Origin of the sequence: uncultured Pedobacter sp. (genome assembly GCF_913776295.1) — a bacterium.
GTDB lineage: Bacteria > Bacteroidota > Bacteroidia > Sphingobacteriales > Sphingobacteriaceae > Pedobacter.
On the sequence record NZ_CAJYOJ010000053.1, the window covers coordinates 44,010 to 71,004 of the forward strand.

23 protein-coding genes and 1 riboswitch are annotated in these 26,995 nt (G+C 39.6%); of the genes, 19 read left to right on the plus strand and 4 right to left on the minus strand.

From position 1 onward, the window contains the following. The 5 genes from QZ738_RS11055 (at window position 1) to QZ738_RS11075 (ending at window position 6,739) form a co-directional block, all read left to right on the plus strand. Window positions 1-744, plus strand: a complete 744-nt coding sequence (locus tag QZ738_RS11055) for a Bax inhibitor-1/YccA family protein (protein WP_293787479.1) — start codon at window positions 1-3, stop codon at window positions 742-744. Window positions 745-859: 115 nt separating this feature from the next. Further along, window positions 860-963, plus strand: a riboswitch (SAM riboswitch). Window positions 964-1,096: 133 nt separating this feature from the next. Then, complete coding sequence (gene metH, locus QZ738_RS11060) at window positions 1,097-4,795, plus strand: methionine synthase (protein WP_293787481.1); 3,699 nt, start codon at window positions 1,097-1,099, stop codon at window positions 4,793-4,795. A 67-nt stretch (window positions 4,796-4,862) separates the two neighbouring features. Continuing rightward, window positions 4,863-5,816, plus strand: a complete 954-nt coding sequence (gene metF / locus QZ738_RS11065) for a methylenetetrahydrofolate reductase [NAD(P)H] (RefSeq protein WP_293787483.1) — start codon at window positions 4,863-4,865, stop codon at window positions 5,814-5,816. A gap of 126 nt (window positions 5,817-5,942) precedes the next feature. Continuing rightward, window positions 5,943-6,245 carry a hypothetical protein gene (locus QZ738_RS11070; protein ID WP_293787485.1) on the plus strand — a complete coding sequence of 101 codons (303 nt, stop codon included), beginning with the start codon at window positions 5,943-5,945 and terminating at the stop codon, window positions 6,243-6,245. An 80-nt stretch (window positions 6,246-6,325) separates the two neighbouring features. After that, window positions 6,326-6,739: a tail fiber domain-containing protein gene (locus tag QZ738_RS11075; RefSeq protein ID WP_293787487.1), complete on the plus strand. Its 414-nt coding sequence runs from the start codon at window positions 6,326-6,328 to the stop codon at window positions 6,737-6,739. Window positions 6,740-7,076: 337 nt separating this feature from the next. Here the strand turns inward: QZ738_RS11075 and QZ738_RS11080 are convergent, their stop codons facing one another. After that, window positions 7,077-7,619 carry a transposase gene (locus tag QZ738_RS11080; protein WP_293787489.1) on the minus strand — a complete coding sequence of 181 codons (543 nt, stop codon included), beginning with the start codon at window positions 7,617-7,619 and terminating at the stop codon, window positions 7,077-7,079. Window positions 7,620-7,917: 298 nt separating this feature from the next. Here QZ738_RS11080 and QZ738_RS11085 point away from each other — a divergent pair, with 298 nt between their 5' ends. Then, window positions 7,918-8,277 carry a hypothetical protein gene (locus QZ738_RS11085; protein WP_293787491.1) on the plus strand — a complete coding sequence of 120 codons (360 nt, stop codon included), beginning with the start codon at window positions 7,918-7,920 and terminating at the stop codon, window positions 8,275-8,277. A 310-nt stretch (window positions 8,278-8,587) separates the two neighbouring features. On the opposite strand, the gene thrC is transcribed toward QZ738_RS11085, so the two are convergent. The 3 genes from thrC to thrA all read right to left on the minus strand — a co-directional run bounded on the left by thrC (window position 8,588) and on the right by thrA (window position 13,388). Next, on the minus strand, window positions 8,588-9,895 hold the full coding sequence (gene thrC / locus QZ738_RS11090; protein WP_293787492.1) for a threonine synthase: 1,308 nt from the start codon (window positions 9,893-9,895) through the stop codon (window positions 8,588-8,590). Between the two features lie 90 nt (window positions 9,896-9,985). Beyond that, window positions 9,986-10,918 (minus strand): homoserine kinase, encoded by a 933-nt coding sequence (locus tag QZ738_RS11095; RefSeq protein WP_293787494.1) that lies wholly within the window; start codon window positions 10,916-10,918, stop codon window positions 9,986-9,988. Between the two features lie 16 nt (window positions 10,919-10,934). Further along, a complete protein-coding gene (gene thrA / locus QZ738_RS11100; protein ID WP_293787496.1) occupies window positions 10,935-13,388 on the minus strand; it encodes a bifunctional aspartate kinase/homoserine dehydrogenase I in 2,454 nt (817 codons plus the stop codon). 908 nt (window positions 13,389-14,296) lie between these two features. Here thrA and pckA point away from each other — a divergent pair. From pckA to nuoF, 13 genes are all read left to right on the plus strand, one after another. Then, window positions 14,297-15,892, plus strand: coding sequence for a phosphoenolpyruvate carboxykinase (ATP) (gene pckA, locus QZ738_RS11105; RefSeq protein WP_293787498.1), 1,596 nt, complete (start codon window positions 14,297-14,299; stop codon window positions 15,890-15,892). 297 nt (window positions 15,893-16,189) lie between these two features. Next, on the plus strand, window positions 16,190-17,020 hold the full coding sequence (locus tag QZ738_RS11110; RefSeq protein ID WP_293787500.1) for a MotA/TolQ/ExbB proton channel family protein: 831 nt from the start codon (window positions 16,190-16,192) through the stop codon (window positions 17,018-17,020). A 78-nt stretch (window positions 17,021-17,098) separates the two neighbouring features. Beyond that, complete coding sequence (locus tag QZ738_RS11115; RefSeq protein ID WP_293787502.1) at window positions 17,099-17,716, plus strand: biopolymer transporter ExbD; 618 nt, start codon at window positions 17,099-17,101, stop codon at window positions 17,714-17,716. 3 nt (window positions 17,717-17,719) lie between these two features. Further along, window positions 17,720-18,226: a biopolymer transporter ExbD gene (locus QZ738_RS11120; protein WP_293787504.1), complete on the plus strand. Its 507-nt coding sequence runs from the start codon at window positions 17,720-17,722 to the stop codon at window positions 18,224-18,226. A gap of 18 nt (window positions 18,227-18,244) precedes the next feature. After that, complete coding sequence (locus QZ738_RS11125; RefSeq protein ID WP_293787506.1) at window positions 18,245-19,063, plus strand: energy transducer TonB; 819 nt, start codon at window positions 18,245-18,247, stop codon at window positions 19,061-19,063. 241 nt (window positions 19,064-19,304) lie between these two features. After that, window positions 19,305-20,210 carry a PstS family phosphate ABC transporter substrate-binding protein gene (locus tag QZ738_RS11130; RefSeq protein WP_293787508.1) on the plus strand — a complete coding sequence of 302 codons (906 nt, stop codon included), beginning with the start codon at window positions 19,305-19,307 and terminating at the stop codon, window positions 20,208-20,210. A gap of 79 nt (window positions 20,211-20,289) precedes the next feature. Further along, the gene (locus QZ738_RS11135; protein WP_293787510.1) at window positions 20,290-22,011 is read left to right on the plus strand and encodes a hypothetical protein; all 1,722 of its coding nucleotides are present in this window, start codon (window positions 20,290-20,292) and stop codon (window positions 22,009-22,011) included. An 83-nt stretch (window positions 22,012-22,094) separates the two neighbouring features. Next, entirely contained in the window at window positions 22,095-22,466 is a 372-nt protein-coding gene (locus tag QZ738_RS11140; RefSeq protein ID WP_293787512.1) for an NADH-quinone oxidoreductase subunit A, read from the plus strand. A gap of 242 nt (window positions 22,467-22,708) precedes the next feature. Further along, window positions 22,709-23,251, plus strand: a complete 543-nt coding sequence (locus tag QZ738_RS11145) for an NADH-quinone oxidoreductase subunit B (protein ID WP_039472971.1) — start codon at window positions 22,709-22,711, stop codon at window positions 23,249-23,251. Beyond that, entirely contained in the window at window positions 23,251-23,751 is a 501-nt protein-coding gene (locus QZ738_RS11150) for an NADH-quinone oxidoreductase subunit C (RefSeq protein WP_293787514.1), read from the plus strand. Before QZ738_RS11145 ends, QZ738_RS11150 begins: the two co-directional genes overlap by 1 nt. 3 nt (window positions 23,752-23,754) lie before the next feature. Next, on the plus strand, window positions 23,755-24,969 hold the full coding sequence (locus tag QZ738_RS11155) for an NADH-quinone oxidoreductase subunit D (RefSeq protein WP_293787516.1): 1,215 nt from the start codon (window positions 23,755-23,757) through the stop codon (window positions 24,967-24,969). Further along, on the plus strand, window positions 24,962-25,477 hold the full coding sequence (gene nuoE, locus QZ738_RS11160; protein ID WP_293787518.1) for an NAD(P)H-dependent oxidoreductase subunit E: 516 nt from the start codon (window positions 24,962-24,964) through the stop codon (window positions 25,475-25,477). Before QZ738_RS11155 ends, nuoE begins: the two co-directional genes overlap by 8 nt. Window positions 25,478-25,552: 75 nt before the next feature. Beyond that, the gene (gene nuoF / locus QZ738_RS11165) at window positions 25,553-26,920 is read left to right on the plus strand and encodes an NADH-quinone oxidoreductase subunit NuoF (protein ID WP_293787520.1); all 1,368 of its coding nucleotides are present in this window, start codon (window positions 25,553-25,555) and stop codon (window positions 26,918-26,920) included. Window positions 26,921-26,995: the final 75 nt, after the last annotated feature.

Consider the following 26,995-nt stretch of genomic DNA (forward strand, 5'->3'; position numbering starts at 1 on the left):
ATGGAACAACAAAATTATCAATATCAAGACAACAGTGTTTTCGTTCAGGAACGATCTGTTTCTAAAAAATTCTTTGCCAACGTTTTCTTATGGATGTTTGTGGCGTTAAGTTTATCTACAATCGCTGCCTTTTATATTTCTAATAGCGAGCCTGCTTTGCACGCATTGATCAATTTCGAAACCGGACAAAGAACGGGTTTAGGTTATGTAGCCATGTTTGCACCATTAGGCCTAGTTCTGCTAATGGGTGCTGGTTTTAACAAATTATCTTACGGAGCCCTTTTAGGGGTTTTTGTGCTTTTCTCGGTACTTTTAGGTGTTAGTTTAAGTTTTATTCTGCTTATTTATACCGGTGCATCTGTAATTACCTGTTTTGCTGCTGCAGCCGGAATATTTGGAATTATGGCATTTATGGGATACACCACTAATATTGATTTAAGTAAATTTGGCCCGATTTTAATGGTAGGAGTAGCAGGCTTATTCATTGCCAGTATTCTTAATATGTTTATTAAAAGTGAGCAGTTTAGCTTGATCATGGCTTTTATAGGTATTGCAGTGTTTACAGCGTTAACAGCTTACGATGTTCAGAAAATTAAAAGAATTGGAATGGGGATTCAAGAAAGCGGAGAAGCTATTCCCGAGGCTGATACTAAGAAATTAGCTATAATGGCTGCTTTGAATTTATATCTTGATTTTATCAACATTTTCCTCTTCTTACTACGTATTTTCGGTAGCAGAAGATAGATCTTATAACAGAATAATATTCTTAAGGCCGTGCAGAATTGCATGGCCTTTGTAATTTTATTTGGCGGCAAAGCGATATTTTTTGGAATTGATCATGCTTTGTTGCATTTTTGTACGCTTATTAAGAAAGACGGAGGGATTAGACCCAACGAAGTCTTAGCAACCTGTAGCCTACAAGGTGCTAAATTCTATTCTGCAAATAGCGGAAACAGATAAGTTTAGGATTACGATTCACGTACCAACTTTTTCAATAAGCCTTTAGAGACTCGAGAAAGTAGATTTGAGATTTTAGACATTACGTCTAATCCATTCTCATATCTAACCTCTCATATCTCAAATCTTACAACAGCAAATGGGTATAAGAGAAGAATTAGAGAAACGTATTTTGGTGATCGATGGTGCAATGGGTACCATGATTCAGCGATATAACTTAAGCGAAGCGGATTTTAGGGGAGAGCGGTTTAAATCCCATCCTTGTGACGTGAAAGGCAATAACGATTTGCTCAACATTACGCGTCCGGATATCATCAAAACCATACACCTGGAATACCTGGCGGCTGGTGCCGATATTATTGAAACCAATACATTCAGTACACAGCGCATTTCCATGGCCGATTACCAAATGGAAGATCTTTCTTACGAAATGAGTTTTGAAGGCGCACGGGTGGCAAAAGAAGCTGTAAATGAATTTATGGCAGCAAATCCTGATCGTAAATGTTTCGTCGCCGGTGCTATCGGCCCAACAAACCGCACCCTTTCCATGTCGCCGAATGTAAACGATCCTGGTTTTAGGGCAGTTTATTTTGATGAGCTGGAAGAAGCTTATTATGAGCAGGTACGTGGTTTGGTAGATGGTGGTTCGGATGTATTGTTGATTGAAACTATTTTTGATACTTTAAATGCTAAAGTGGCTATTGTAGCCATTAAAAAATATGAAGAGGTAATCGGGCGTAAACTCGAAATCATGATTTCTGGTACCATTACCGATGCTTCCGGACGAACACTTTCCGGGCAAACTGCCGAAGCTTTCTTAAACTCTGTAATGCACGCAAAACCGCTCAGTATTGGTTTTAACTGTGCTTTGGGCGCAAAAGAAATGCGCCCGCATATTGAAGAGCTGGCTACAAAAGCAGGTTGTTATGTTTCGGCTTATCCAAATGCAGGTTTACCGAACGAGTTTGGTGCTTACGATGAACAGCCGCACGAAACCGCCCACCTGGTTGATGATTTTATTGCCTCGGGTTTTGTGAATATTGTTGGGGGCTGCTGTGGTACTACGCCAGAACATATTGGCTGCATTGCAAAAAATGCACGAAAAGCCAAACCCAGAAAATTGCCTGAACTTCCACAATATATGCGTTTAAGCGGTTTGGAGCCGGTAACCATTACGCCAGAAAGTATTTTTGTGAACATTGGAGAGCGGACCAATATTACCGGATCTCCAAAATTCTCCAAACTGATTTTGGGTGGAGATTATGAGGCTGCATTGGCCGTTGCACTGCAGCAGGTTGAAGGCGGTGCACAGGTAATTGATGTGAACATGGACGAAGGAATGCTGGATTCGGAAGCTGCCATGACTAAATTCTTAAACCTCATTGCCTCCGAACCAGATATCGCCAAACTACCGATCATGGTTGATTCATCAAAATGGTCGGTGATTGAAAACGGCTTAAAATGCCTGCAGGGAAAGGGGATCGTTAACTCCATTTCTTTAAAAGAAGGTGAAGATAAATTCCGCGAGAGTGCCCGTAAAATTATGCAATATGGTGCAGCTGTAGTGGTAATGGCTTTTGATGAGCAGGGTCAGGCCGACAATTATGAGCGCCGGATCGAAATCTGCAAACGCAGTTACGATATTTTGGTAAATGAAATCGGCTTTCCGCCGGAAGATATTATTTTCGACCCTAATATTTTAACGGTGGCAACCGGACTGGAGGAACATAATAATTATGCAGTCGATTTTATTAATGCCACCCGATGGATCAAAGAAAATCTGCCTCACGCCAAGGTAAGCGGCGGGGTTTCTAATATTTCTTTCTCCTTTAGGGGAAATAATGTTGTGCGCGAAGCCATGCATTCGGCTTTCCTATATCATGCCATACGTGCGGGTTTAGATATGGGTATCGTAAATGCCGGTATGCTGGAGGTTTACCAGGAAATTCCGCCTGAGTTGCTGGAAAGGGTGGAGGATGTACTGTTAAATCGCAGGGAAGATGCAACCGAACGGTTGGTTGAATATGCCGATACGGTAAAAACCAAAGGCAAAGAAGTGGTTAAAGACGAAGGCTGGAGAAAAGGTTCAGTAGAGGAAAGATTATCCCATGCCTTGGTTAAGGGGATTGTTGAGTACCTGGATGATGATGTAGAAGAAGCCCGTCAGAAATACGACCGTCCAATCCAGGTTATTGAAGGACCATTGATGGACGGGATGAATATTGTGGGCGATTTATTTGGGGCCGGAAAGATGTTCTTGCCCCAGGTGGTAAAATCGGCCCGGGTAATGAAAAAAGCGGTTGCTTATCTCTTGCCTTTTATTGAGCAGGAGAAACTGAACAATCCCGATCAGGATCAGAATTCTTCAGCCGGAAAAGTGTTGATGGCTACCGTGAAAGGCGATGTACACGATATCGGTAAAAATATTGTAGGCGTAGTACTGGCCTGTAATAACTTCGAAATTGTAGACATGGGTGTGATGGTTCCGGCGCAGGATATCATCAAAAAAGCCAAAGAAATAAATGCTGATATTATTGGTTTGAGTGGTTTAATCACGCCTTCGCTGGACGAAATGGTTCACTTTGCCAAGGAAATGGAACGCGAAGGTTTTACTATTCCATTGATTATTGGTGGAGCTACTACTTCACGTATCCATGCAGCGGTTAAAGTGGCGCCAAATTACTCAGGACCAGCTATCCACGTATTAGATGCCTCAAGAAGTGTTACCGTTTGCAGTACCTTGATGAACCCTGAAACGAGAGATGACTATATAGCTGGCATCAAAGCTGAATATGATAAAGCACGAGAAGCGCATTTAAATAAACGTTCAGATAAACGCTTTAAAACTTTAGAAGAAGCGCGTGCAAACAAGTTCAAGATTAATTTTCAGCCGAACTTGCCTGTTCCGGAATTTACAGGCACCAGGGTTTTTGATCATTATCCCTTAGAAGAACTGATTCCATATATCGATTGGACACCATTTTTTCACACCTGGGAGCTCCGGGGCAGTTATCCTAAAATTTTCGACGATAAAAATGTAGGCGATGAAGCAAAAAAACTGTTTGACGATGCACAGGTTCTGTTAAAACGCATCCTCGACGAGAAATTACTAACCGCAAGAGCTGTAATTGGTTTTTGGCCAGCGAATGCGGTAGGAGACGACATCGAGTTGAGCGTTGAGAGTGATGAGTTGGGAGACTCCAAACCCCAAACTCCAAACTCCAAATTAGTCAAAATCCACACCCTTCGCCAACAGGCAGAAAAAGTAGATGGACAGCCTTATTATGCTTTATCAGATTTTATTGCACCGAAAGAAAGCGGAATTCAGGATTATTTTGGTGGATTTGCGATTACTGCAGGGATCGGGATTGACGAACTGGTGAATGAGTTTGAATCCAATTACGATGATTACAACAGCATTATGGCCAAAGCACTGGCCGATCGTTTGGCAGAAGCCTTTGCCGAGCGCATGCACGAACGTGTACGTAAAGAATTTTGGGGTTATGCCCAGGATGAAAACCTAAGCAACCAGGAATTGATTAAGGAAGAATATGCGGGGATCCGTCCGGCACCAGGTTATCCTGCGTGCCCGGAGCATACTGAAAAAGGAACATTGTTCGAATTACTTGATGCCGAAAATAAAATCGGATTACGCTTAACCGAAAGTTATGCCATGTATCCAACAGCTGCGGTAAGTGGATTTTACTTTGCCCATCCTGATTCGAGGTATTTTGGATTGGGAAAAATTACCAAAGACCAGATTGAAGATTACGCCACCAGGAAAAATATGCCGGTTGAAGAAGTGGAGCGGTGGTTAAGTCCGAATTTAGCTTATTAATCCCCAGCCCCTAAAGGGGAGGGAATCGTTTACAAATTAAAATTAAAGCCCCTTTAGGGGTTGGGGTATGAAGATTACAGACCATATAAAAAATGCAAAGGGTAAAACCCTGTTCTCTTTTGAATTATTGCCGCCCATTAAAGGGCAAAGCATCCAATGGATTTATGATGCGATAGAGCCATTGTTAGAATTTAATCCGCCTTTTATCGATGTAACTTCACTTCGTGAAGATTATATTTACAAAGAACAGGCCAATGGTTTGCTACAAAAGGTATCTTACCGTAAACGCCCGGGTACCATTGCCATTTGTGCAGCTATTATTCATAAATATAAAGTTGATGCCGTTCCACATCTTATCTGTGGTGGATTCACCAAGGAAGAAACCGAAAATGCATTGATCGACCTACAGTTTTTGGGGATTGATAACGTTTTGGCTTTGCGTGGCGATGCCCGTAAGGCAGATGGGAATTTCGTGCCAACCCCCGGCGGACACTGTTATGCCACAGATTTAATTGAGCACATCAAGAACCACAATGAAGGTAAATTTCTGCACGAAGATGTAGAAACTTTTAAAAGTGATTTCTGTATTGGTGTGGCAGGTTATCCGGAAAAACACTTCGAAGCACCCAATATGAATACCGATTTTAAGTATTTGAAAAAGAAGGTTGAAGCGGGAGCAGAGTTTATTGTTACCCAGATGTTCTTCGATAATCAGAAGTATTTCGATTTCGTGAAGAAATGTAGGGAAAATGATATCAATATTCCAATTATACCAGGCTTGAAACCCATCAGTACCTTATCACAATTAAACGTATTGCCCAAAATATTTCATATTGATTTACCTGATGAATTAACAGATGCATTATCGCATGCGAAAAATAACAATGAAGCAAAAGAAATCGGTACGGAAGCCATGATTAAACAATGCAAAGAACTGATTGATTTTGGTGCGCCAGTGTTACATTTTTATACCATGGGCCGCCCCGAGCAGACCAAGCAAATTGCGAAAGATATTTTTTAGCAAAAATAACCCGCAGGTTTCAAAAATCTGCGGGGTCGTATACAAACCATCATCAATATCTCAAATTCTTACAGAACATTAAGCTTAAATTATTGTTTTAGTAGGATAGCAATTATATTTGTAGCAATGAAATCTGATGGTCTTAAATATATATTGATTGCCTGCATTACACTTGCTTTTTTATTAAAAGTGAGTCATGTGGTTTCGTATTTAAGCTATTATGTCCAGAATGTTGAGCTTTCATCTACAAATGATGATGCGGCTGAGAAGGAAGAAAAGAAGACAGAAAGCGAATTTGTAGTGCATGGAGTCTTATTTAATGCCAGCTTATACTTCCCATTTCAGCCAACAAAAAAGGTGATCATACCTGATCGTACTTTCCAACTGGCATACTTTCCAGAGGTTTTAACGCCGCCGCCATCCGTTTAATACATCTCTTTAAATTTACTTCCTGTTTTCAAACAAACAGAACCAATTCTCTATTTCAAAAATTCAAATACTTAATAGATATGAAACGAGCAATTTCATTCGCAGTGCTTTTGATCGCTGCCTCTTTTAAAATCAGTGCACAGGAAGTGGTGCAAAATAATGTAAAACCTGTAGAGAATGCTTTAAGCCAGGTTACTAAATTGGAGCCCGTAAGTTTTAATTATGATAAAGTCTGGGCTGAAAAGTTAAAGTTATCAGCCAGGCCGCAATATGGTTTTGTAGGTGCTGATGCAAAAGCAGCAATTCCCGGTATTGTTTCGGTACAATCCAAAGATTATAGTGCCGGGAAGAATGCTTTTAAAAGTGCTACCATTACCAAGGTGGATTATGAGAACTTAGTTCCGCTTTTGGTAGCGAGCATAAAAGAGCAACAGCAACAGATCGAAGCACTGAGGCATGAGCTAAAAATGCTGAAATCGCAAGGCGCTAAGTAGTAATTGTTAAGTTGGTCCGGATTTGTAATCCGGACCGATTGTATTCCAGATTTGTAATCTGGTTAATTAATATCCGATCATAAATAAACAACTTTAAGTCGGTCCTGATTTGTAATCTGGGCCAATATTTTTTCAGATTCAAAATCTTGTACGAATAGCTAATCATAAATGAACAATTTTGGGTTGTTCTGGATTTGCAATCCAGACCTATAATGCTCCAGATTTACAATCTGGTTATAGGCTCTCAATCATAAATAAACAGCTTCTGACGTTAGTCCGGATTTTGTAATCCGGGTTTATAGTTCTCCAGATTTATAATCTGGTTCATAACTCCTCATCATAAATAAACAACTTCCAACAGGCCTAAACCACCAGCGTAGTTTATAGCAGAGCTATAATTATAATGTTCCGCTTCAGAAACAATTCCTGATTCAATAGGATTATGATGGATATAATCTAATTTTTGATCTTTAAATTCGTTTGAATATAAAGCAATGGGATGGAAGCCATCTTGCCAAAATTTATATTCCTTGTTTTTCATATTGATCCGCGCCGCAAACGAAAACTTATCTAAGAGCCATTCTCTACTTTCATTGATTTCTCCAATCGTTTTGATGATCTTTTTAGAAGTGAATTTTTTAAAGTCCCTGATAATGTCCGAAAGTTTGTAATTTTCTTTTGCACTAACAATCATATGTAAATGGCTTGGCATTAAACACCATGCATAAATAACTAATCCTTTTTCTGATTGGCAATATCGAAGACTCTCGATGATAACTTCGGCCAGTTCTTTTCTTGTAGACGCATCAATCCATCCCACTACCGTTGTAGTAATGAAGTAAATATCATTTCGATCGGTAACAGCATATTTGAAAGCCATATTTTATGAATTTCACTAAGAATAAGGATTATAAATCCTAAGTCCAAAAGTCGGGATTGCAAATCCCGACTAACTTCAGCTATTCCATGTGTTGTTCCCGGATTTGTAATCCGGACCTATGGAGAATTGTAATTTGGTTTAAGCTAGTTCCCAAAAAAAATAAGTCTGGTCGGGATTGGATTGTATTAATGAACATATTGGTATGACTATTTATTTTTACAAATGTCATCCTACTTAATGCTTTATTTGTTATTTTTATATTATTAACCAATATAAATCTACACTAAAAACAATTCTTATGAGAAAGCTTATTCAATTATTCCTGTTTTGTACAGCGCTGGCTGTATTACCTTTGCAAAATACCCGGGCTGAAATTAGCGCCAGGAAGTTTTTTAGCATTGGTTTGAATTTAAGTAATGGAACTACTGATAACGGTTCTATTTACCTGTACGGACCTACGCCAGTGAGTGCTTATTTTGGCCCCGGTGGAAGTTCATATGGTCCATTAACCGCCGGCACCTATACGGTTATCATTTATACTTCAGCGCCGGGCTCACGCACTTTTAGATTTAATGGACAAGCGATTACCACCAGCTCGGGAAGCGCGACATTTAATAACGTGAGCATTACTTCTACAGCTTTCGCTTCTGTTAATTAAATATATTTCCCAGAAGAGGTTATATCATATTTTGTATTTTACCTCTAATTTGTCCATGTTGAGCATGTCGAAACGTCCTTAAAATATTTAAGCTGGTCCGGATTTGCAATCCGGACCTTTGTGTTGTATGACTTTTTTGATTAAGGATTACAAATCCCGGCTAACTTTAGAGATAGGTCAGAAGTTGGAATGGATTTGCATTTTTATAAATCGTCATCTCGACTGTAGCGTAGCGGAACGGAGAGATCTATCTCTAGACAGATTTCTCGACTTCGTTGCACTCCGCTCGAAATGACGATCAATCTAATTATTACCCTTTAAGCAAATATTCTTTAAATCCTTCAAAACCCACATCCAACTGATCAGCATGTTTAGGTTTGCTTTCCAAAGTTTTTACCTGCGCTGGGATTTCGATTTTAGCAGCAATTTCCGACGGAAAAATATCAGGGAATTTACAGGCATGTGCAGTGGATAAGAAAACAGCGGCACTGCTATCTGCAGGGTTTTCATTTCTGTATTTTTCAATGGCCAGGTAAGCTATCGCGGTATGTGGGCAAGCTACGTAATGTAATTTGCTGTCTATTTCTTTAATACCCTCAAGTGTTTCATCATCCGTAAAACGGTAAGAAGTAACCACTTTTTTAAGCGCTTCTACATCCTGATCAAATAAATCCATAATGCGGACCCAATTGCTTGGTGCACCAACATCCATGGCATTCGAATAGGTTTGCGTTGAAGGCCTGGTTTCATAAATGCCACTTTCTAAGAAGCGTGGCACCGTATCATTAACATTGGTAGCCGCTATAAATTGTTTAACCGGTAATCCCAATTTGTAAGCCAATAAACCTGCGCCAATGTTTCCGAAATTTCCACTTGGAACAGAAAATATCACATCCTTAAATCCTTGCTTTTTAAGCTGCGCATAAGTGTTAAAATAATAAAATGTTTGTGGAATCAATCGGGAGATATTGATTGAATTTGCGGAAGTTAACCTGAATTTTGCGTTCAGTTCATCATCCGCAAAAGCCTGTTTAACCAAAGCCTGGCAATCATCAAATGTTCCCTTTACCTCGATAGCCCTGATATTTTCACCATTAGTGGTCAACTGCAGTTCCTGTATCGGGCTTACTTTTCCTTCCGGATAAAGTATCGTTACCCTGGTATTGGGTACGCCTAAAAAACCTAAAGCTACCGCGCCGCCCGTATCTCCTGAGGTTGCAACCAAAACATCCAGGAGCTGTTCGCCATCTTTTAAGAAATAAGACATTACGCGGCTCATAAAACGGGCGCCAAAATCCTTAAAAGCCAAAGATGGGCCATGGAAGAGTTCCAAAACAAATGTTTTACCATCTAATTGAACAGCCGGCGCATCAAAATTTATGGCATCGTTAATCAATGCTTTTAGATCTTCAGCCGGAATTTCTTCTTTTAATAGCGTTGAAGCGACTTTGTAAGCAATTTCAGGTAAAGAATACTGCTCAATATTTTGAATGAATTCGGTATCAAGCTGTGGTATTTCAACAGGCATGTATAAGCCCTTATCCTGCGGCATGCTGTTAAAAACGGCTTCTTTAAAAGAAACACGTAAATCTTTATTGTTAGTTGAGTATAGTTTCATTTTAGGGTGTAGGGTTTAGGGTGGAAGGTTTAGGGTTAAAACGTTGAATTTATATTCCATACGCCTTAAACCTTTTGCCTTATACCTTATTTACATTACGCTAGGTCCTTCGGCATTCACCGGAGAAACAAAAGCTTTGCTGTTAATATTTATTTTGTGTAAATGTTGTTGTTGCGATTTGGTAATTTTTCTGGCCGTTTCTTCGTCTTTGGTTAAAGCGAAAACCGATGGCCCGGAACCTGAAATCCCAAATCCAATCGCACCGTTCTCTGTTGCCAGTTTTCTCATTTCTTCAAAACCGGGAATCAGGATTGAACGGGTTGGTTCTACCAGAACATCTTGCATGCTTCTTCCAATCAGGTCGAAATCATTCATGAATAGTCCGCTTACCAAACCTGCAACATTCCCCCATTGCTTAACTGCATCTTTTAAGGCCACCTTACTGCGAATCATCTGGCGGGCATCTTTGGTGGGTACATCAACTTCCGGATAAACAATTGCAGCGTACATGCCTGCAGGAGTGGGTAGTGAGATTACATCCAAGGGTTCATAACTTCTCACCAGTACAAAACCACCTAGCAAAGCCGGTGCAACATTGTCAGCATGGCCATAACCGCAGGCCAGTTCTTCGCCTTTCATGGCGAAAGGAACCAGTTCCTTAGCGGTTAATAAATCGCCCATCAATTTGTTAATGGCAAATAAACCGGCAACGGTACTGGCAGAACTTGAACCTAAGCCACTGCCAATAGGCATTTTTTTATGCAGTTCAATTTCTACGCCTACATCTAACCGGTTGATGTGTTTTAAATAATGCTGAACACTGGCGCTTACGGTATTTTTTTCTGCATCTAAAGGTAAACGGCCATCATCGCCGGTAATTCTTTTGATTACCACACCCGGTGTATCGGTAAATCGCATTTCAACTTCGTCGCCAGGCTCGTTTACGGCGAAACCCAACACATCGAAACCACAAACTACGTTTGCAACGGTTGCCGGAGCGAAAACTTTTATACTATTTTTCATTATTTTAATTGGCTAGCTATTTGTTTAAGGTACCTACATTGATAATATCGGCAAAAACTCCGGCAGCCGTAACTTCAGCACCGGCACCTGGTCCTTTTACCACCAACGGGCGGGTTTTGTAGCGGTCTGTAGTGAAAGAGATGATGTTGTCACTGCCCGATAGCATATAAAAAGGGTGATTGTCATCCACCATTTGCAGGCTGATTCCTACCTGACCGTTTTCCAGTTTGCCGATGTAACGTAAAACTTTTCCCTCACTGGCTGCCGTATTTTTTAAATTTTCGAAGTAAGCAGTGTTGGCTTGTAATTCTGAATAAAAATCTTCAACAGATGCTGCATTTAAGCAGGCATCAGGTAAAATATTGTCGATTTTCACATCACTGGCTTCCAAAGGATAACCAGCATCTCGGGCGAGGATCAGCATCTTACGCATAAAATCTTTTCCATTTAAGTCGTCGCGGGGATCAGGTTCAGTATAGCCCAATTCCTGTGCTTCTTTTACTGTTTCGTAAAAGCCGGCATCGCCTTTAAAGTTATTGAAGATATAAGAAATCGTTCCTGATAAAATGGCTTCAATCCGTGCTACCTTATCGCCACTCATCATCAGCTCGCGCAGGGTGCGGATAATTGGTAAGCCCGCGCCAACATTGGTTTCGTAATAAAAATCAACACCAAATTTACGGGCAGTATCTTTGAATGATTTGTACTGTGCATAATCAGCTGAGTTTCCCTTTTTATTACAGGTTACCACCGAAATACTGCTTTCGAATATACCCTGATAAAATTCGATTGGCTGTTCGGCGGCCGTATTATCTACGAAAACACAGTTGGGTAAGTTTAAAGCTTTCATTTTGGCAACAAAGCCGGCTAAATCTGCTTGTTCACCATCGGTATTCAATTCTGTTTCCCAATTTTCTAAAGAAAGTCCGTCGGCATTGAAGATCATTTTACGTGTATTACTGATACCTGTTACTTTCACCTGGAGATCGTTATTGGCTGCGAGAAAAGGCATCTGCTCTCTTAACTGTTTAAATAAAGTTTTGCCGATGTTTCCGGTGCCCAAACAGAAAACGTTCAATGTTCTTTTCAGGTCAGTAAAAAAAGCATCATGCACTGCATTTACGGCTTTTGATAAATCAGCTGCACTGATAATTACCGAGATGTTGTATTCTGAAGAACCTTGGGCGATTGCTCTTACGTTGATACCATTACGGCCTAATGCGCTGAACAAACGTCCGCTCATGCCTGGAGTGCGTTTCATGTTTTCGCCAACAATGGCCAAAACGGCAAGGTTATTTTCAACTTCCGGCAGTTCCAGTTTTTTAGCATCCAGTTCCAGCTCGAATTCTTTTTTGATTAACCAAATGGCCTGTGAAGCATCTGTTGGTTTTACAGCGAAAGTAATGCTGTGTTCTGATGAAGATTGTGTAATTAATACCACATTGATCTGTTCGCGCGAAAGCAGTGAGAATAACCTTCCGCTAAAGCCTGCTTTACCCACCATACCACTTCCGGTAAGGTTGATAATACTGATATGATCAATAGAAGAAATTCCTTTGATGGGCAAATTTGATGTTTTTACATCGCTTTTGATATAGGTGCCCGCGAAATCAGGCTCGAAAGTGTTTTTAATCACAATCGGAATCTTTTTCATGAAAGCAGGTATCATGGTTGGCGGGTAAATCACTTTCGCCCCGAAATAACTCAGTTCCATTGCTTCGGTATAGCTCAGTTCAGGCAGGGAGAAGGCTTTCTTCACCATACGCGGATCGGCGGTCATCATGCCGTTTACATCCGTCCATATTTCTATTTCTTCGGCATTTAATGCCGCACCCCAAACCGCCGCGGTATAATCAGAACCACCACGGCCCAGGGTAGTCACTCTGCCGGTGGCATTGCTGGCGATAAAACCAGTTACAAAAAGTACCTTATCTTTATTTTCCTGATAAAAATTGTTGATCAGTAGCTCGGTCAGTTCAGTATCAACCTTAGCTTGTCCAAAATTGCTGTCGGTTTTGATCAGGTCAGATCCATTCACATAAAGCGCATCACCAATGTTTTGCGAAGCAATATGGCTGATCATAAAGGTAGAACAGCGTTCGCCATAACTCAAAATCTGATCTTTTGTCTGTAAACTTAATTCACGCAGATTGTTTACGGCCTGTAGCAGGTCGTCTAACTCGTTAAAAAAGATTTTTAAGCGGGTAAACACAGGGTTTTGTGCTGCCGCAGGCAAAAGCGCACGGATGACAGCAAAGTGTCTGGCCTCAATTTCCTTTAAATGTGCGTTATAATCTTCACCCCGTTCAGCCATTTCGGCCATGTCGGTAAGCAAATTGGTTACACCACTCATTGCCGATAATACAACTACCGGACTATTTTTCTGTTTTTCTTCGCCAACCAGGAGTAAAAGCGTTTTAATGTTCTCGGCCGAACCTACGGATGTGCCGCCGAATTTGAGTACTTTCATTGTTTATATGAGGTTTAACTGTCTGTTGCTGCATTCAACTTTGGTTTGAAATGCCCGTTTGTGCAGGTTCATTCAGCATGGGTTAAAAAAAAAGCGTCCCGATCTTCATCGGGACGCTTTCTGTGTTTTATGTTTTTTCAATTTATAACAAATTAGCCCCGCTGGTTTATACCGGTGGTAATAATAATCGTTGTAATAATTGAAGTATTAAAATTCATCTTGTCTTTGTGTACTTTGTACACCGTAAAGTAGAAGATTATTTTTTTAAAATGCAAATGTTTTTTGATTTTTATTTCCAAATTGCTATTAAAACGTTTAAGCAAATGAAATAGCTGTATTTTTTGAACCTGAAACCAAATCATTCCACTATGAACAGTGCCTGCAGGACGAGCAGGTTTGATTTGTGTTTTTTTGAAAAGATGCTTCAGCAGCTTTTTGGATAGGGCAGCCCTGCTTACCGCTATAGTCCCGATGTCAGTGCTGTTTTATTGTTTTTGCAATTGGGAGCTGCCGCTTTTATCAGGTTTAGTTCATGCGGGCTGGTGCTGCTATTTAAGCGGCTTGCCTTTACAGCGTTGATTGTTTTCTCCTTCGGAGCGTCTGCTCCGATTTTTTCGGAGTCGTTCGTAGTTTAGGTGATCAATTGATGTTGAATCGAAAAAGCATAAGTTCTTCAACTCATGATAAGTGTGTATAACCATGAAAACTTAAACGTACTAAAACCTTTTATCAGATTTTACTTAGTGTATATTTTTAATTTTTTTAAGGTTTAAAAATATGTGTTAATTAGTTTTAAATCAGATGATTAAATCATAGTGTATTTGCTACAATATGTAAAAAATACGTTTTAAAACTCGTTTTTGTATGTAATAAGTCTTTACCTTTGCCTCACTAACTAACTTATTGTTATGAGCAAAAAGAAACTGCAAACGCCAGATTTAAGCTATTTGAATCTCGGTGATATTATTGCTGTAAAGTACCAATTATCTCCAGCGGAGTTAATTGATGAGGCCTTATTAAATAAAGAAGGTACGTTGGCCACTTCAGGAGCACTTGCGGTTGATACCGGAAAGTTTACCGGGCGTTCTCCTAAAGATCGTTTTATTGTATGCGACGACATCACCGAAGATCAGGTGTGGTGGGGCGATGTTAACATCAAAATTTCTCCTGAAAAATTCGATCAGTTATTTTATAAGCTAACCAATTACCTTAAAGACAAGAAAATCTATGTCCGTGATTCTTCTGCCTGTGCCCATACGGAATATTCCATATCCATTAGGGTAATTACCGAAACAGCTTATCAGAATCTTTTTGCCCATCATTTGTTTATTCGTCCGGATGAAGATCATTTAGAGGTAACACCAGCGTGGACCATCCTTGCGGCACCAGGCTTCTTTGCCGATCCGGCACTAGATGGAACCAGGCAGGAAAATTTTTCCATCATCAATTTTACCAAAAAAATGATTTTGATTGGCGGAACCGGTTATACAGGTGAAATAAAAAAAGGAATTTTTTCTGTCCTAAATTTTATTTTACCCGTATATCATAATACCTTATCCATGCACTGCTCGGCCAATAGGGGTAAAAATGGCGATACAGCTATATTCTTCGGTTTATCGGGAACAGGAAAAACCACGCTTTCCGCCGATCCCGAAAGAGAGCTGATTGGCGATGATGAACATGGTTGGGGCGAAGATTCGGTATTTAACTTTGAAGGCGGTTGCTATGCCAAATGTGTGGATTTAACCGAAGAGAAAGAACCCCAGATATTTAGAGCAGTCAGATTTGGGGCATTATTGGAGAATGTTAATTTTTTTCCGGGTACACAGGAGGTTGATTATCGTAACATCAGTAAAACGGAGAATACCCGTGTAGCCTATCCGATAGATTACATTGACAATGCGATCTTACCCTCAATAGGAGCCATTCCCAAAAATATTTTTTTCTTAACTGCAGATGCGTTTGGCGTTTTGCCTCCCATTTCAAAGTTAAATGTAGAGCAGGCCATGTTTCACTTCATGAGCGGTTATACCGCAAAGGTTGCCGGAACCGAAACTGGGGTAACAGAGCCACAATTAACTTTTTCCGCTTGCTTTGGTAAGGCCTTTTTACCGCTGCATCCGTCAAAATATGCCGCGTTATTAGGCAAAAAGATGGGGCAACACCAGGTAAATGTGTGGCTAGTGAATACCGGTTGGAGTGGAGGGCCTTACGGTGTGGGTAAAAGGATGAAACTGAACTACACCAGAGCAATGATTGCTGCAGCCTTAAATGGCGGTTTAGATCACAATAGATATAAGCAGCACCACGTGTTTAAATTGATGATGCCATTAAGCTGTCCCGGGGTGCCAGACGAAATTTTAGATCCTGCGAAAACATGGAACAACCAGGAAGAATACTTTTTAAAAGCCTATGAACTCTCCAATGCTTTTACGGAGAATTTCAGGCAATTTGAACTGACAAAAGTGCCAAAAAGCAGACACACGGCGTTAAAATTATGTTAAATGTGCTTTAAAATGCATTTTTTGAACGAAAAATTTGCAATTCGATTTTTTTTTAGTTTTTATTGTGAAAGAATTGCCTCGGCTGGGGCAATTTTTTTGTTATACACCCGTAGTGATTACCGGAACAAAATTCTAAGTAACGATTTAATTGCTGATTGATTTATTAATTTGTAATTTAAAATCAATTTATAAATTTGTTTTTCGCAACAATTTCGGATATGAAACGTTGAGTGTAGTACAAAAAGAACAAACAGCTAAAATTAAAAACAAGAACTAAAACTAAAAATTCAAAAAAAAATGGCAAACGCACCAAAACCAGCAACTGTTAAAAAAGAGAGCTCTTCTAGTGCTTCAAATGTTTTCGCAACATTAGTTATTCCTATTTGTATCATTATCGGATTCGTGATTTGGAAATATGTATTGGGAGATCCGTCGAACTTCATCGATAACAACAACGAAAACTTACCATTACCAAACAACTATCCAGGTACAGCTTACAAAGGAGGTCCTATTGTTGCCGTTTTGATCGGTTTATTATTAACTACAATCGTTTTCTCTATCGAGCGTTTAATTGTTATTGGTAAAGCTAGTGGTAAATCAAGCTTAGATTCTTTCATCATTAAAGTAAAAGGTTTATTAAACGCAGGTAATATCGAAGCAGCTAAAGCTGAATGTGATAAACAACAAGGTTCAGTTGCTAACGTAATTAAATCTGGTTTGAAAAAATATAGCGAAGTTGAAGCGGATACTAATATGGATGTTGAGCAATCTATCGTTGCCATCCAAAAAGAAGTTGAAGAAGCTACTGCTTTAGAAATGCCAATGTTAGAGCAAAACTTAACTATCATTGCTACTTTGGTATCAATCGGTACTTTGATCGGTTTATTGGGTACGGTAACAGGTATGATCCGTGCATTCGCCGGTTTAGCTAACTCTGGCGCTCCGGATCAGGCAGCATTAGCGGTAGGTATCTCTGAGGCTTTGATCAATACCATGACAGGTATCTCGGTATCAACTTTGGCGATCATCATGTACAACATCTTAACATCTAAAATTGATAAGTTAACTTACGCAATCGATGAGGCTGGTTTCAGCATCGTTCAAACATACGCTAGTTCGCATAAATAAGAATTTTGAAAAAATTTTTACCGGCTTTATGGAAAACCGGAAAAAAGATCATCATTATTAAAACTAGTAAAAAAAATTATGCCTAGAATTAAAGTAAAAAGGACAAGTACAGTAACAGACATGACCGCAATGTGCGATGTGGCGGCATTGTTACTGACGTTCTTCATTTTAACTGCTACGGCAAGACAACCAGAACCCCTAGCTGTTTCTACCCCTTCATCTACATATGAGTTTAAGGTGCCGGTAGAAAACAATGCAATATTAACCATTGGCCAGGGAAAAGTTTTCTTTGAAGTAGCAGGACCGAAAGTGAGAGAAAAAACATTGCAGTTGATGGGTGAGCAATATGGCGTGAAATTCACACCAGAAGAAACAGTTAGATTCTCAGGAATCGGAAGTTTCGGTGTTCCTATTCAAAGCTTGAAGCAGTTAATTGCGATGAATGCGGGCGATCGTATGAAACCAGGTATTCAGCCAGGTATCCCTACTGATTCAACCGACAACCAACTGAATGCTTGGGTGCTGAACGCACGTAAGGCTACAAAAGAGATCAACAATCAGGATATGCGGATCAGTATCAAAGGTGATGCTAAAGAAGAGTATCCGGTTGTGAAAAAGGTTATTGATGTACTTCAGAAACAGAGTGTAAACAAATTTTTGTTGGTAACTAACTCTGAAGCTAAAAAGAAGAAATAAGAAATGGCAGAATTAAACACGGGCGGGAAGAAAGCCACGCCAAGGGTTGATATGACCCCAATGGTGGATCTAATGTTTCTTTTGGTAACTTTCTTTATCTTAACAACAGTAATCTCTACGCCCCAAGCGATGGATATTGCAAAGCCGGATAAAAACGAGAAGTTACCTGAAAATAGATTAGAGCTGAAAGCAAGTAAAACGATGACCATTTTATTGGGTAAAAACAATAAGGTAGCATGGTACATGGGAGTAGCTGGAGAAAGCGCACCAACAATCGAATCAGCTTCACAGATCGAAGATGCTATTGTTAAAAACAGAAAAGTAGCTGATGCTTCTGGTGTTGCAGGCGACTTCGTTGTCCTGGTAAAACCAACATCGGGTTCTACCTTTCAGAACTTTGTTGATATTATGGATGAGTTGGAAATCCTCAAGGTAAAAGTTCGTCAGATCGATGATGATAATATCATGCCTATTGAGAAACAGTTCATGAAAGAGCAAGGAATTTTATAATCAAATAAAACCAATTTTATGTCGAAGTTAGATATATTCAGAAAAGAATGGCTTGAAGTGGTTTTTGAAGATAAAAACAAAAGCTATGGTGCGTACCAATTGCGTAAAACCAATGGTGCTAACACTACAAGAGCCTTAATTATTGGATCTATTATCTTCCTTATTTTATTTTTCTCTCCAAAGATCTATAGCCTGATTAAGGGCTCCATGGATCAGCCGGAAGAACAGGTAAAAGCACAGGAAGTGATTTTAGCTCCACCACCACCGGTAAACCCGGAAACACCTCCACCGCCACCGGTAGAGCCACCGCCACCAAAGGTTGACCAGGTGAAAATGCCACCTCCAATTGTAAAACCTGATATTGAGGTTCGTGATGAACCACCTACAGTTGAAAAGTTGAAGGAAGCTGATCCAGGTCAGAGAGATATCAAAGGCGATCCGACTGCCGATATCGTGATCAACGAGCCGGTAGGTGAAGGACCAAAAAGAGAAGCTGCTGTTGCGGTTGATGACAATAAAGTTTATGACTTTGTGAGTATCGAGAAACAGCCAGAATTTCCGGGAGGTATCTCTAAATTTTATGCCTACCTGGGTAGAGCAATAAAATACCCTCCAATGGCGCAAGAAAACAACGTTCAGGGTAAAGTATTTTTATCTTTCGTTGTGGAAAAAGATGGTAAACTAACTGATATCACAGTTACCCGTGGTTTGGGTAGCGGAACTGATGAGGAGGCCATCCGCGTATTGAAAGCGAGTCCGCGCTGGAACCCAGGTATCCAGAATGGTAAGCCGGTAAGGGTAAAATATAACATCAACGTTAACTTTACATTGAACTAATCGTAAATGTTAAATTTCGATATCTTTAAGCAAAAATCGCCTAAACAGCGGTTTTTGCTCATTTTAGGGCTAATCATGTTCATCTTTTATGTGATACTGGGTGTCGCATTTATATTTTATAAACCTATTGCACTTCGGTTAAGTGCTATTCCGGAATGGGGGCGTATTACAATTGGTATCTTCCTCATTATTTATGCTTTTGTACGACTTTTAAGCCTAGGTAGGCGCGATTAATCATTTAATGAAAAAAATCCTTTTAATATTTTGTGTACTGGCTTTATTCCTATCCTGCAAACGCAGGAATAAAGCAGTTGTGGTTAAAGAAACCAGAACAAGTGGCACATTAAAAATATTGGTTGATGAAAGTGTTGGGCCGATTGTTCAAAATCAGATCGATATCTTCAGTTTAGATTATCCGGATGCCAAATTTCAGGCTACAGTTAAACCGGAAGAAAAATTATTGCCTGCATTCCTGAATGATAGCGTAAGGGTAATTGTTTTACCCAGATTATTAACCAAAGCAGAAGAAAAATATTACAATCAACGTCATATTAAAATCAATACTTCACGTTTTGCCATTGATGGAATCGCTTTAATAACCAATAAAGGCAATATTGACAGTACAATTACCGTTAAAGAAGTAATTGACATCTTACAGGAGAAGAAATCGGACAAAAAATTGGTTTTTGATAACGCTTATTCAAGTACCTTTCAGTATTTTAAAGAGTTGGCTCATATCAGCCAATTTCCCGCTACAGGTGTTTACTCAAAAAATTCTAGCAAAGAAGTAATTAAATTTATTGCAGAAGATAAAAATTTTATTGGTATTTTGGGCGTGAATTGGATCACGGACAAAGACGCAGAAATGAGCAAATACCTTTCTCAGGTAAAGATGTTGGGGGTGAAGAATGTGAAAGGTAAGGTAGGAGACGATCAGTTCTATAAACCAACTCAGGATAACCTGATTAATGGTGTCTATCCTTTCCTAAGAAATATAAATATTATTGATTGCGAGGGAAGAGATGGTTTAGGCACAGGATTTGCAACATGGTTAAGAAGTCAGCGGGGGCAATTGATCGTACTTAAATCTGGACTTGGTCCACATAAATTGATGCCGAGACAAATTAACCTGACCAAAGGAAATTAAATTAAAAATTATAAATTGAACCACGAAGTAAATCTAAAGAGACACTTCATTTTTATTAAATAAAAAAACAGGATATCCGATGAAAATTTTAAAGAAAGCAATAACCTTAAATGTAGGTTTGGTGTTGATGGGTTCTGCAGTTTTTGCTCAAGATTTAAATGACGCGAAAAAAGCCATCGACGCGGAGCAGTATCAAAAAGCATCATCAATGCTTAAATCATTGGTGAACTCAAAGGCTTCAGAAGGTGATAATTATTACAATCTTGGTTTGGTTTACTTAAAAACCGGTTATATCGACTCTGCCAGAGCTGTATTTACTAAAGGGCTTACAGCTGATCCTAAAAATAACTTGAACTTAATTGGCCTTGGCGAAGCGGATATATTATCCAATGATCCAACCTCTGCAAAGACTAATTTTGATAAAGCTGTAGCATTAGCTCCTAAAGATTACAAAACTTATTTGTATATCGGTAAAGCTTATTTAGCACAGGATAAACCAAGTGATGATGTGTCAAAACCTGACTTTACCAATGCTTTAGCCAATATTACCAAAGCTGATGAGCTGGATTCGAAAGATAAAGATGCCGAGGTATTCCTGGCGCAGGGTGATGCGTATGCTTTGCAAAAGAAAAACTCTGAAGCATTGGGGCCATACATGCGTGTAAATGATGTTGATCCGAACAACAGAAGAGCTAAAACGCAGATCGGTAAAATGTTTAAAGAATCGAGGGCTTTTCCGGAAGGAGAGAAAGAATTACAAGATGTAATTGCAGCTGATCCAAATTATGGTCCTGCCTACCGTGAGTTAGGTGAATTATACTTACAGTGGAGTAGCTTTGGTGTTGATAAAGAAAAAGCAGCAAAAGCAATTGAGAATTACAAAAAATACATGGATTTAACCGATAAATCTTTAGAATCTCAGTTACGTTATGCGCAGTTCTTGTTTTATGCGAAAGATTATAAAGCCTTAGAGCAAGTTGCTTCTTCTTTACAGGTTCCCGCAAATGACCCTAAAGGTAATGTTGTTGCCAGGATGAAAGGTTGGGCAGCTTATGAGAATGGTAACTACCCTCAGGCATTAACCAGCTTGACAGAGTTTTTTGCTAAAGAGAAAGATAAATCTAAAATTTTAGGTAACGATTACCTTTATTTAGGTAAAGCGCAGTTAAAAGCTGGCCAGGATAGTTTAGGTGTAATTAATATTATTGAAGCAGCTAAAATCGATTCAACAAACGCTGATGCCTTAGCTGAGGCTGGTTTAGCCTTGTACAAAGCGAAGAAATATGGCAAAGCGGCAGAAATTTACACTTTGGCGACTAAATATAATCCAAACGGTAAAGGTTCGTTAACCAATTACTATTATATCGGTCAAACCAGGTTTTTGGAGGGATATTTTGCCCAAAGAGAGAAAAAACCTTTGAATACTGCGGCTTTAGTTGAGGCAGACTCAGCATTGAGCCACCTTAATAAGGTTTCTCCTGATTTTGCATTAGGTTATTTTACAAGAGCAAGGATTGCCAATCTTTTAGAAGATAAAGCGAACCCAAAATATGCTTCAATTCCATATTTCGAAAAATATATTAGCTTGGTTAAACCAGAAGAACAAGCAGCTAATAAAACAAACCTGGTTGAAGCTTATGACTATCTCGGAGCATATTATGCCGATAAGGATAAAGCGAAAGCTATCGACTTTTTAAACAAAAGTATAGCGCTGGATCCACAGGGCCCTTTTGCATCAGCAAAGCTTAAAGAATTGCAATCACCTGCTGCGGCTTCAAAAGCTAAAGGTAAAGGCAAATAATTTAAAAGTTAAATAATTTAGAAAAGGCAGAGTTTGGTTACTCTGCCTTTTTCTTTTACTTTTGCATCACAAAAATTAAAATTATGCAAGCGCAAAGTTCGGCTATAGATTTTTTACCAATTATATTTCAGGTAATTGTTGCTTTAGGTTTTGTGGTAACTACCTTGGTTGCTACCCACTTTTTAGGACCAAAACGCAAGACCAGCGATAAGCTGGAGACTTTTGAAGCCGGAGTAAAATCAATAGGTAATGCACGCCAGCCCTTCTCTATCAAATATTTCGTAGTAGCCATACTCTTTGTGTTATTTGATGTAGAGGTGATCTTTATGTATCCCTGGGCAGTTAATTTCCGTGCATTACAAATGAATGGAATGATTGAAATGTTCATTTTCATGGGTACTTTATTACTCGGTTTCATTTACGTTATCAAGAAGAAAGTTTTAGACTGGAACTAGTCAGTTCGCAGTTATCAATTTGCCGTTATCAGTTTGCAATTGGCGGTTGTTTATCTGGTGTTTTCAAATCAGTAACTGTAAACTGACAACTATAAACTGAGACGTGTATGCTTTACACTAACTCATGGCGGTTTTTTTATTTAGAAAGGTTCTAAATCAAGTAAAGCTCGCTTTTTTGCCTTTAAAATATTGTAAATTTGTTGCTCATTCTTTAAAGGGATGAGCATTTTTTGTTTACAAACATGAGTGAAATTAATATAGTTGATGCGCCTCCAGGAACCGAAGGACCTGGCTATTTTGCCACTTCGCTTGACAAGGTGATTGGTTTGGCACGGTCAAATTCATTATGGCCTTTACCTTTCGCAACTTCTTGTTGTGGGATTGAGTTTATGGCGACCATGGGTTCTCACTATGATTTGGGTCGTTTTGGTGCAGAGCGTTTAAGCTTTTCTCCCCGCCAGGCAGATGTTTTGATGGTAATGGGTACCATCGCAAAAAAAATGGCCCCGGTATTAAAGCAGGTTTATATCCAGATGGCGGAGCCACGTTGGGTAATGGCTGTTGGCGCCTGTGCAAGTAGTGGTGGTATTTTCGATACTTATTCCGTATTGCAAGGCATTGATGAGGTAATTCCTGTAGATGTTTATGTTCCGGGATGCCCGCCAAGACCAGAAGCTATCTTGGATGGTTTTCAGCGTATTCAGGATTTAGTGAAGAACGAATCAGGCAGAAGAAGAAATTCCGATTATTATAAAGAACTTTTAGGTCAATACGGCATTAAATAATGGAAGAAACGACATTAAATAACGGAATACACGTTAAGCTGACTGAAAAGTTTGGCGAAAAAGTTACTGCTGTTTCTGAACCTTATGGCCTGTTAACTTTTGTAACCTACAAAGATGTTATCGTAAATGTGCTTTCGCATCTTAAAGAGGAATTAAAATTTAATTTCCTGACTGATATTACAGCTGTTCATTATCCTGGTAAGGATCATGGTATCGCAGTAGTTTACCACTTGCATAACATGGTTGAAAAACTAAGGATCAGGATAAAAGTATTTATTTCAGAGCAGAACCCTACCATCCCAACGGCAACCACTATATGGAAAGGCGCCAATTGGATGGAGCGTGAAACTTATGATCTGTTTGGGGTTAAATTCGAAGGTCACCCCGATCTACGCCGTATTTTAAACATGGATGATTTAGGTGTTCATCCCATGCTCAAACAATATCCATTGGAAGATCCGAACAGGGTAGATAAAAAAGATGAATTTTTTGGAAGGTAAACTATGAATCATAACCATCCGGTATTTACAGATAACGATCCGCAAAGTGAACTGGTAACCCTAAACTTAGGGCCCACACACCCAGCAACCCACGGCGTTTTTCAAAATGTTCTGCAGTTAGACGGCGAACGTATTGTAAGCGGCGTTTCCACTATTGGGTACATACACCGTGCTTTCGAAAAGATTGCCGAGCATCGCCCGTTTTATCAAATTACACCACTCACTGACCGTTTAAACTATTGTTCTTCGCCTATCAATAACATGGGCTGGCACATGACGGTGGAGAAGTTGTTAAATATTCAGACACCAAAACGTGTAGATTATCTTCGGGTAATCATTATGGAACTTTCGCGTATTGCCGATCATATTATCTGTAATACGATTATTGGTCAGGATACGGGAGCAACCACCACTTTTTTATATCTTTTTCAGTTCCGTGAGCATATCTACGAAATCTTTGAAGAAGTGTGTGGTGCGCGTTTAACCACTAATATTGGACGTATAGGTGGTTTTGAAAGAGATTTCAATGATATCGCCTTTGCCAAAATCGATAAATTTTTAAAAGAATTTCCCAAAGCATTAAAGGAGTTCGAAAACCTGTTAACTCGTAACCGTATTTTTATTGACAGAACGGCTGGTGTTGCAGAAGTAAGTAAAGAAACTGCTTTAGAATACAGCTGGACTGGCCCTTTATTGCGTGCAACTGGAGTAGATTATGATGTGCGTGTAAGCGATCCGTATTCTTCCTATCAGGATTTTGATTTTGATATACCTGTTGGTACAAGTGGTGATATTTACGACCGTTATTTAGTGCGTAACGAAGAGATGTGGCAAAGTGTCCGCATTATCGAACAAGCTGTTGTAAAGTTAAAAACAGAGCCAAAAGGTATTTTCCATGCCAATGTTCCTGAATTTTACCTTCCTCCAAAACAGGAAGTTTACAACAATATGGAGGCATTAATCTATCACTTTAAAATTGTGATGGGTGAGATTGATGCGCCAAAAGCAGAAGTTTATCACGCTGTAGAAGGTGGGAATGGTGAATTGGGATTTTATCTGATTAACGATGGAGGCCGTACACCATACCGTTTACACTTCCGCAGACCAAGTTTTATAAACTACCAGATGTTTGCACCGATGAGCGAAGGCATGTTATTGTCTGACGCTATTATCAACATGAGTAGTATGAATATTATTGCAGGAGAATTAGATGCTTAAAGTAGAAGAACAAACACCTGTAGTGTTTTCATCAGAATTGCTGGCCAAATTTGATGAAGTAAAAAGCCGTTATCCGGAAGGAAAACAAAAATCAGCTTTATTGCCATTGTTACATTTGGTACAGGCTGAATTTCTGTGGGTACCTACTTCAGCCATGGATCAGGTTGCTGAATATTTGAACATTCAGCCGATTGAAGTTTACGAGGTAGCTACATTTTATACCATGTACTTTTTAAAACCACAGGGTAAATATGCCTTAGAGGTTTGCCGTACCGGCCCTTGTTGCCTGGTGGGAGCGGAAAAAATATTAAGTCACCTGGAAAACAAATTAGGGGTGAAAGAAGGTGAAGTTACCGCCGATGGTTTATTCAGCTTTAGAGGAGTTGAATGTTTGGCCGCCTGTGGTTATGGACCGGTATTGCAGATTAGCCCGGAATATACTTTCTATGAAAACTTAACTACTGAAAGTGTAGATAAATTGATTGAAGATTTGAAAAATAAGTCCTAAGTCGAAAGTCTTAAGTCATGAGTCGATTTGATTCAGGACTATAGACTACGGACTACAGACTATAGACTAATAAAAATGTCTCGAAAACTGTTACTTGAGCATATAAACGTACCAGGCATTAACACACTTGAGGTCTATCGCCAGAAAGGCGGGTACCGTGCCGTGGAAAAAGCCCTGAAAACCTTAACACCAGAAGAGATTGTAGAAGAGGTTAAAAAGTCAGGTCTACGCGGTCGCGGTGGTGCGGGTTTCCCTACAGGGATGAAATGGAGCTTTTTGGCTAAACCAGAAGGTGTTGCGCGTTATTTGGTATGCAATGCTGACGAATCTGAGCCAGGAACTTTTAAAGACCGTTATTTGATGACTTATATTCCTCATGCATTAATTGAGGGGATGATTGTATCAAGTTTCGCATTGGGAGCCAATACATCTTACATCTATGTACGTGGCGAGATGATGCCTCAGATCCGTATTTTAGAAAAAGCAATTGCCGAAGCTAAAGCTGCCGGATGGTTGGGTAAAAACATTTTAGGAACCGGTTATGATTTAGAATTATACGTTCAGCCGGGTGGTGGTGCTTACATTTGCGGTGAAGAAACTGCTTTGTTAGAATCATTGGAAGGCAAAAGAGGTAACCCGCGCATTAAACCACCATTTCCGGCTATCGCAGGTTTATATGGTTGCCCTACTGTGGTCAATAATGTTGAATCTATTGCTGCAGTAGTGCCGATTATCAATGATGGTGGCGATGAATATGCCAAAATTGGTATCGGTAGAAGTACAGGTACAAAATTAATATCAGCATCCGGTAATTTGGTAAAACCAGGTGTTTATGAAATAGAATTAGGTTTACCCGTAGAAGAATTTATTTATTCGGATGAATATTGTGGTGGTATCGCCAATGGCAAACGCCTTAAAGCAACAGTTGCAGGTGGTTCTTCCGTACCTGTTTTGCCTGCTAACCTCACGTTAAAATTAGCTAACGGTGAACCTCGTTTAATGAGTTACGAATCATTATCAGAAGGTGGATTTGCAACAGGGACTATGCTAGGTTCGGGTGGTTTTATCGCTTTTGATGAAGATCAGTGTATTGTTCGGAATACCTGGAACTTCTCCCGTTTTTATCATCACGAAAGTTGTGGACAGTGTTCTCCTTGTCGTGAAGGTACAGGATGGATGGAAAAAGTATTGCACAAAATCGAACATGGCCATGGAACTATGGAAGATGTGGATTTATTGTGGGATATCCAACGCAAAATTGAGGGAAATACCATTTGTCCGTTGGGCGATGCGGCAGCCTGGCCGGTTGCCAGTGCAATCCGTCATTTCAGGGATGAATTTGAATGGCACATTAAAGAACCGGTAAAAAGTCAGAGCCAAAATTATGGTATTGCCGATTATGCAACACCGATTGAAAAAGCTCCGGTAGCGGAAGAGAAATAAGATCTTAAGGTCGCAATTTGCGACCTTAGAAGTTTGTTTAATTACTTTGATTTTAGAGCCGGTCGCAATTTGCGA

Coding starts and splice junctions, on each gene's coding strand:
- QZ738_RS11110 (WP_293787500.1), top strand. CDS start 16,190: ATGGCAAACGCACCAAAACCAGCAACTGTTAAAAAAGAGAGCTCTTCT.
- QZ738_RS11080 (WP_293787489.1), bottom strand. CDS start 7,619: ATGGCTTTCAAATATGCTGTTACCGATCGAAATGATATTTACTTCATT.
- QZ738_RS11085 (WP_293787491.1), top strand. CDS start 7,918: ATGAGAAAGCTTATTCAATTATTCCTGTTTTGTACAGCGCTGGCTGTA.
- QZ738_RS11150 (WP_293787514.1), top strand. CDS start 23,251: ATGGAAGAAACGACATTAAATAACGGAATACACGTTAAGCTGACTGAA.
- nuoF (WP_293787520.1), top strand. CDS start 25,553: ATGTCTCGAAAACTGTTACTTGAGCATATAAACGTACCAGGCATTAAC.
- QZ738_RS11095 (WP_293787494.1), bottom strand. CDS start 10,918: ATGAAAAATAGTATAAAAGTTTTCGCTCCGGCAACCGTTGCAAACGTA.
- QZ738_RS11055 (WP_293787479.1), top strand. CDS start 1: ATGGAACAACAAAATTATCAATATCAAGACAACAGTGTTTTCGTTCAG.
- nuoE (WP_293787518.1), top strand. CDS start 24,962: ATGCTTAAAGTAGAAGAACAAACACCTGTAGTGTTTTCATCAGAATTG.
- QZ738_RS11070 (WP_293787485.1), top strand. CDS start 5,943: ATGAAATCTGATGGTCTTAAATATATATTGATTGCCTGCATTACACTT.
- metF (WP_293787483.1), top strand. CDS start 4,863: ATGAAGATTACAGACCATATAAAAAATGCAAAGGGTAAAACCCTGTTC.
- QZ738_RS11125 (WP_293787506.1), top strand. CDS start 18,245: ATGTCGAAGTTAGATATATTCAGAAAAGAATGGCTTGAAGTGGTTTTT.
- QZ738_RS11145 (WP_039472971.1), top strand. CDS start 22,709: ATGAGTGAAATTAATATAGTTGATGCGCCTCCAGGAACCGAAGGACCT.
- QZ738_RS11115 (WP_293787502.1), top strand. CDS start 17,099: ATGCCTAGAATTAAAGTAAAAAGGACAAGTACAGTAACAGACATGACC.
- thrA (WP_293787496.1), bottom strand. CDS start 13,388: ATGAAAGTACTCAAATTCGGCGGCACATCCGTAGGTTCGGCCGAGAAC.
- thrC (WP_293787492.1), bottom strand. CDS start 9,895: ATGAAACTATACTCAACTAACAATAAAGATTTACGTGTTTCTTTTAAA.
- QZ738_RS11075 (WP_293787487.1), top strand. CDS start 6,326: ATGAAACGAGCAATTTCATTCGCAGTGCTTTTGATCGCTGCCTCTTTT.
- QZ738_RS11140 (WP_293787512.1), top strand. CDS start 22,095: ATGCAAGCGCAAAGTTCGGCTATAGATTTTTTACCAATTATATTTCAG.
- pckA (WP_293787498.1), top strand. CDS start 14,297: ATGAGCAAAAAGAAACTGCAAACGCCAGATTTAAGCTATTTGAATCTC.
- QZ738_RS11130 (WP_293787508.1), top strand. CDS start 19,305: ATGAAAAAAATCCTTTTAATATTTTGTGTACTGGCTTTATTCCTATCC.
- QZ738_RS11120 (WP_293787504.1), top strand. CDS start 17,720: ATGGCAGAATTAAACACGGGCGGGAAGAAAGCCACGCCAAGGGTTGAT.
- QZ738_RS11135 (WP_293787510.1), top strand. CDS start 20,290: ATGAAAATTTTAAAGAAAGCAATAACCTTAAATGTAGGTTTGGTGTTG.
- metH (WP_293787481.1), top strand. CDS start 1,097: ATGGGTATAAGAGAAGAATTAGAGAAACGTATTTTGGTGATCGATGGT.
- QZ738_RS11155 (WP_293787516.1), top strand. CDS start 23,755: ATGAATCATAACCATCCGGTATTTACAGATAACGATCCGCAAAGTGAA.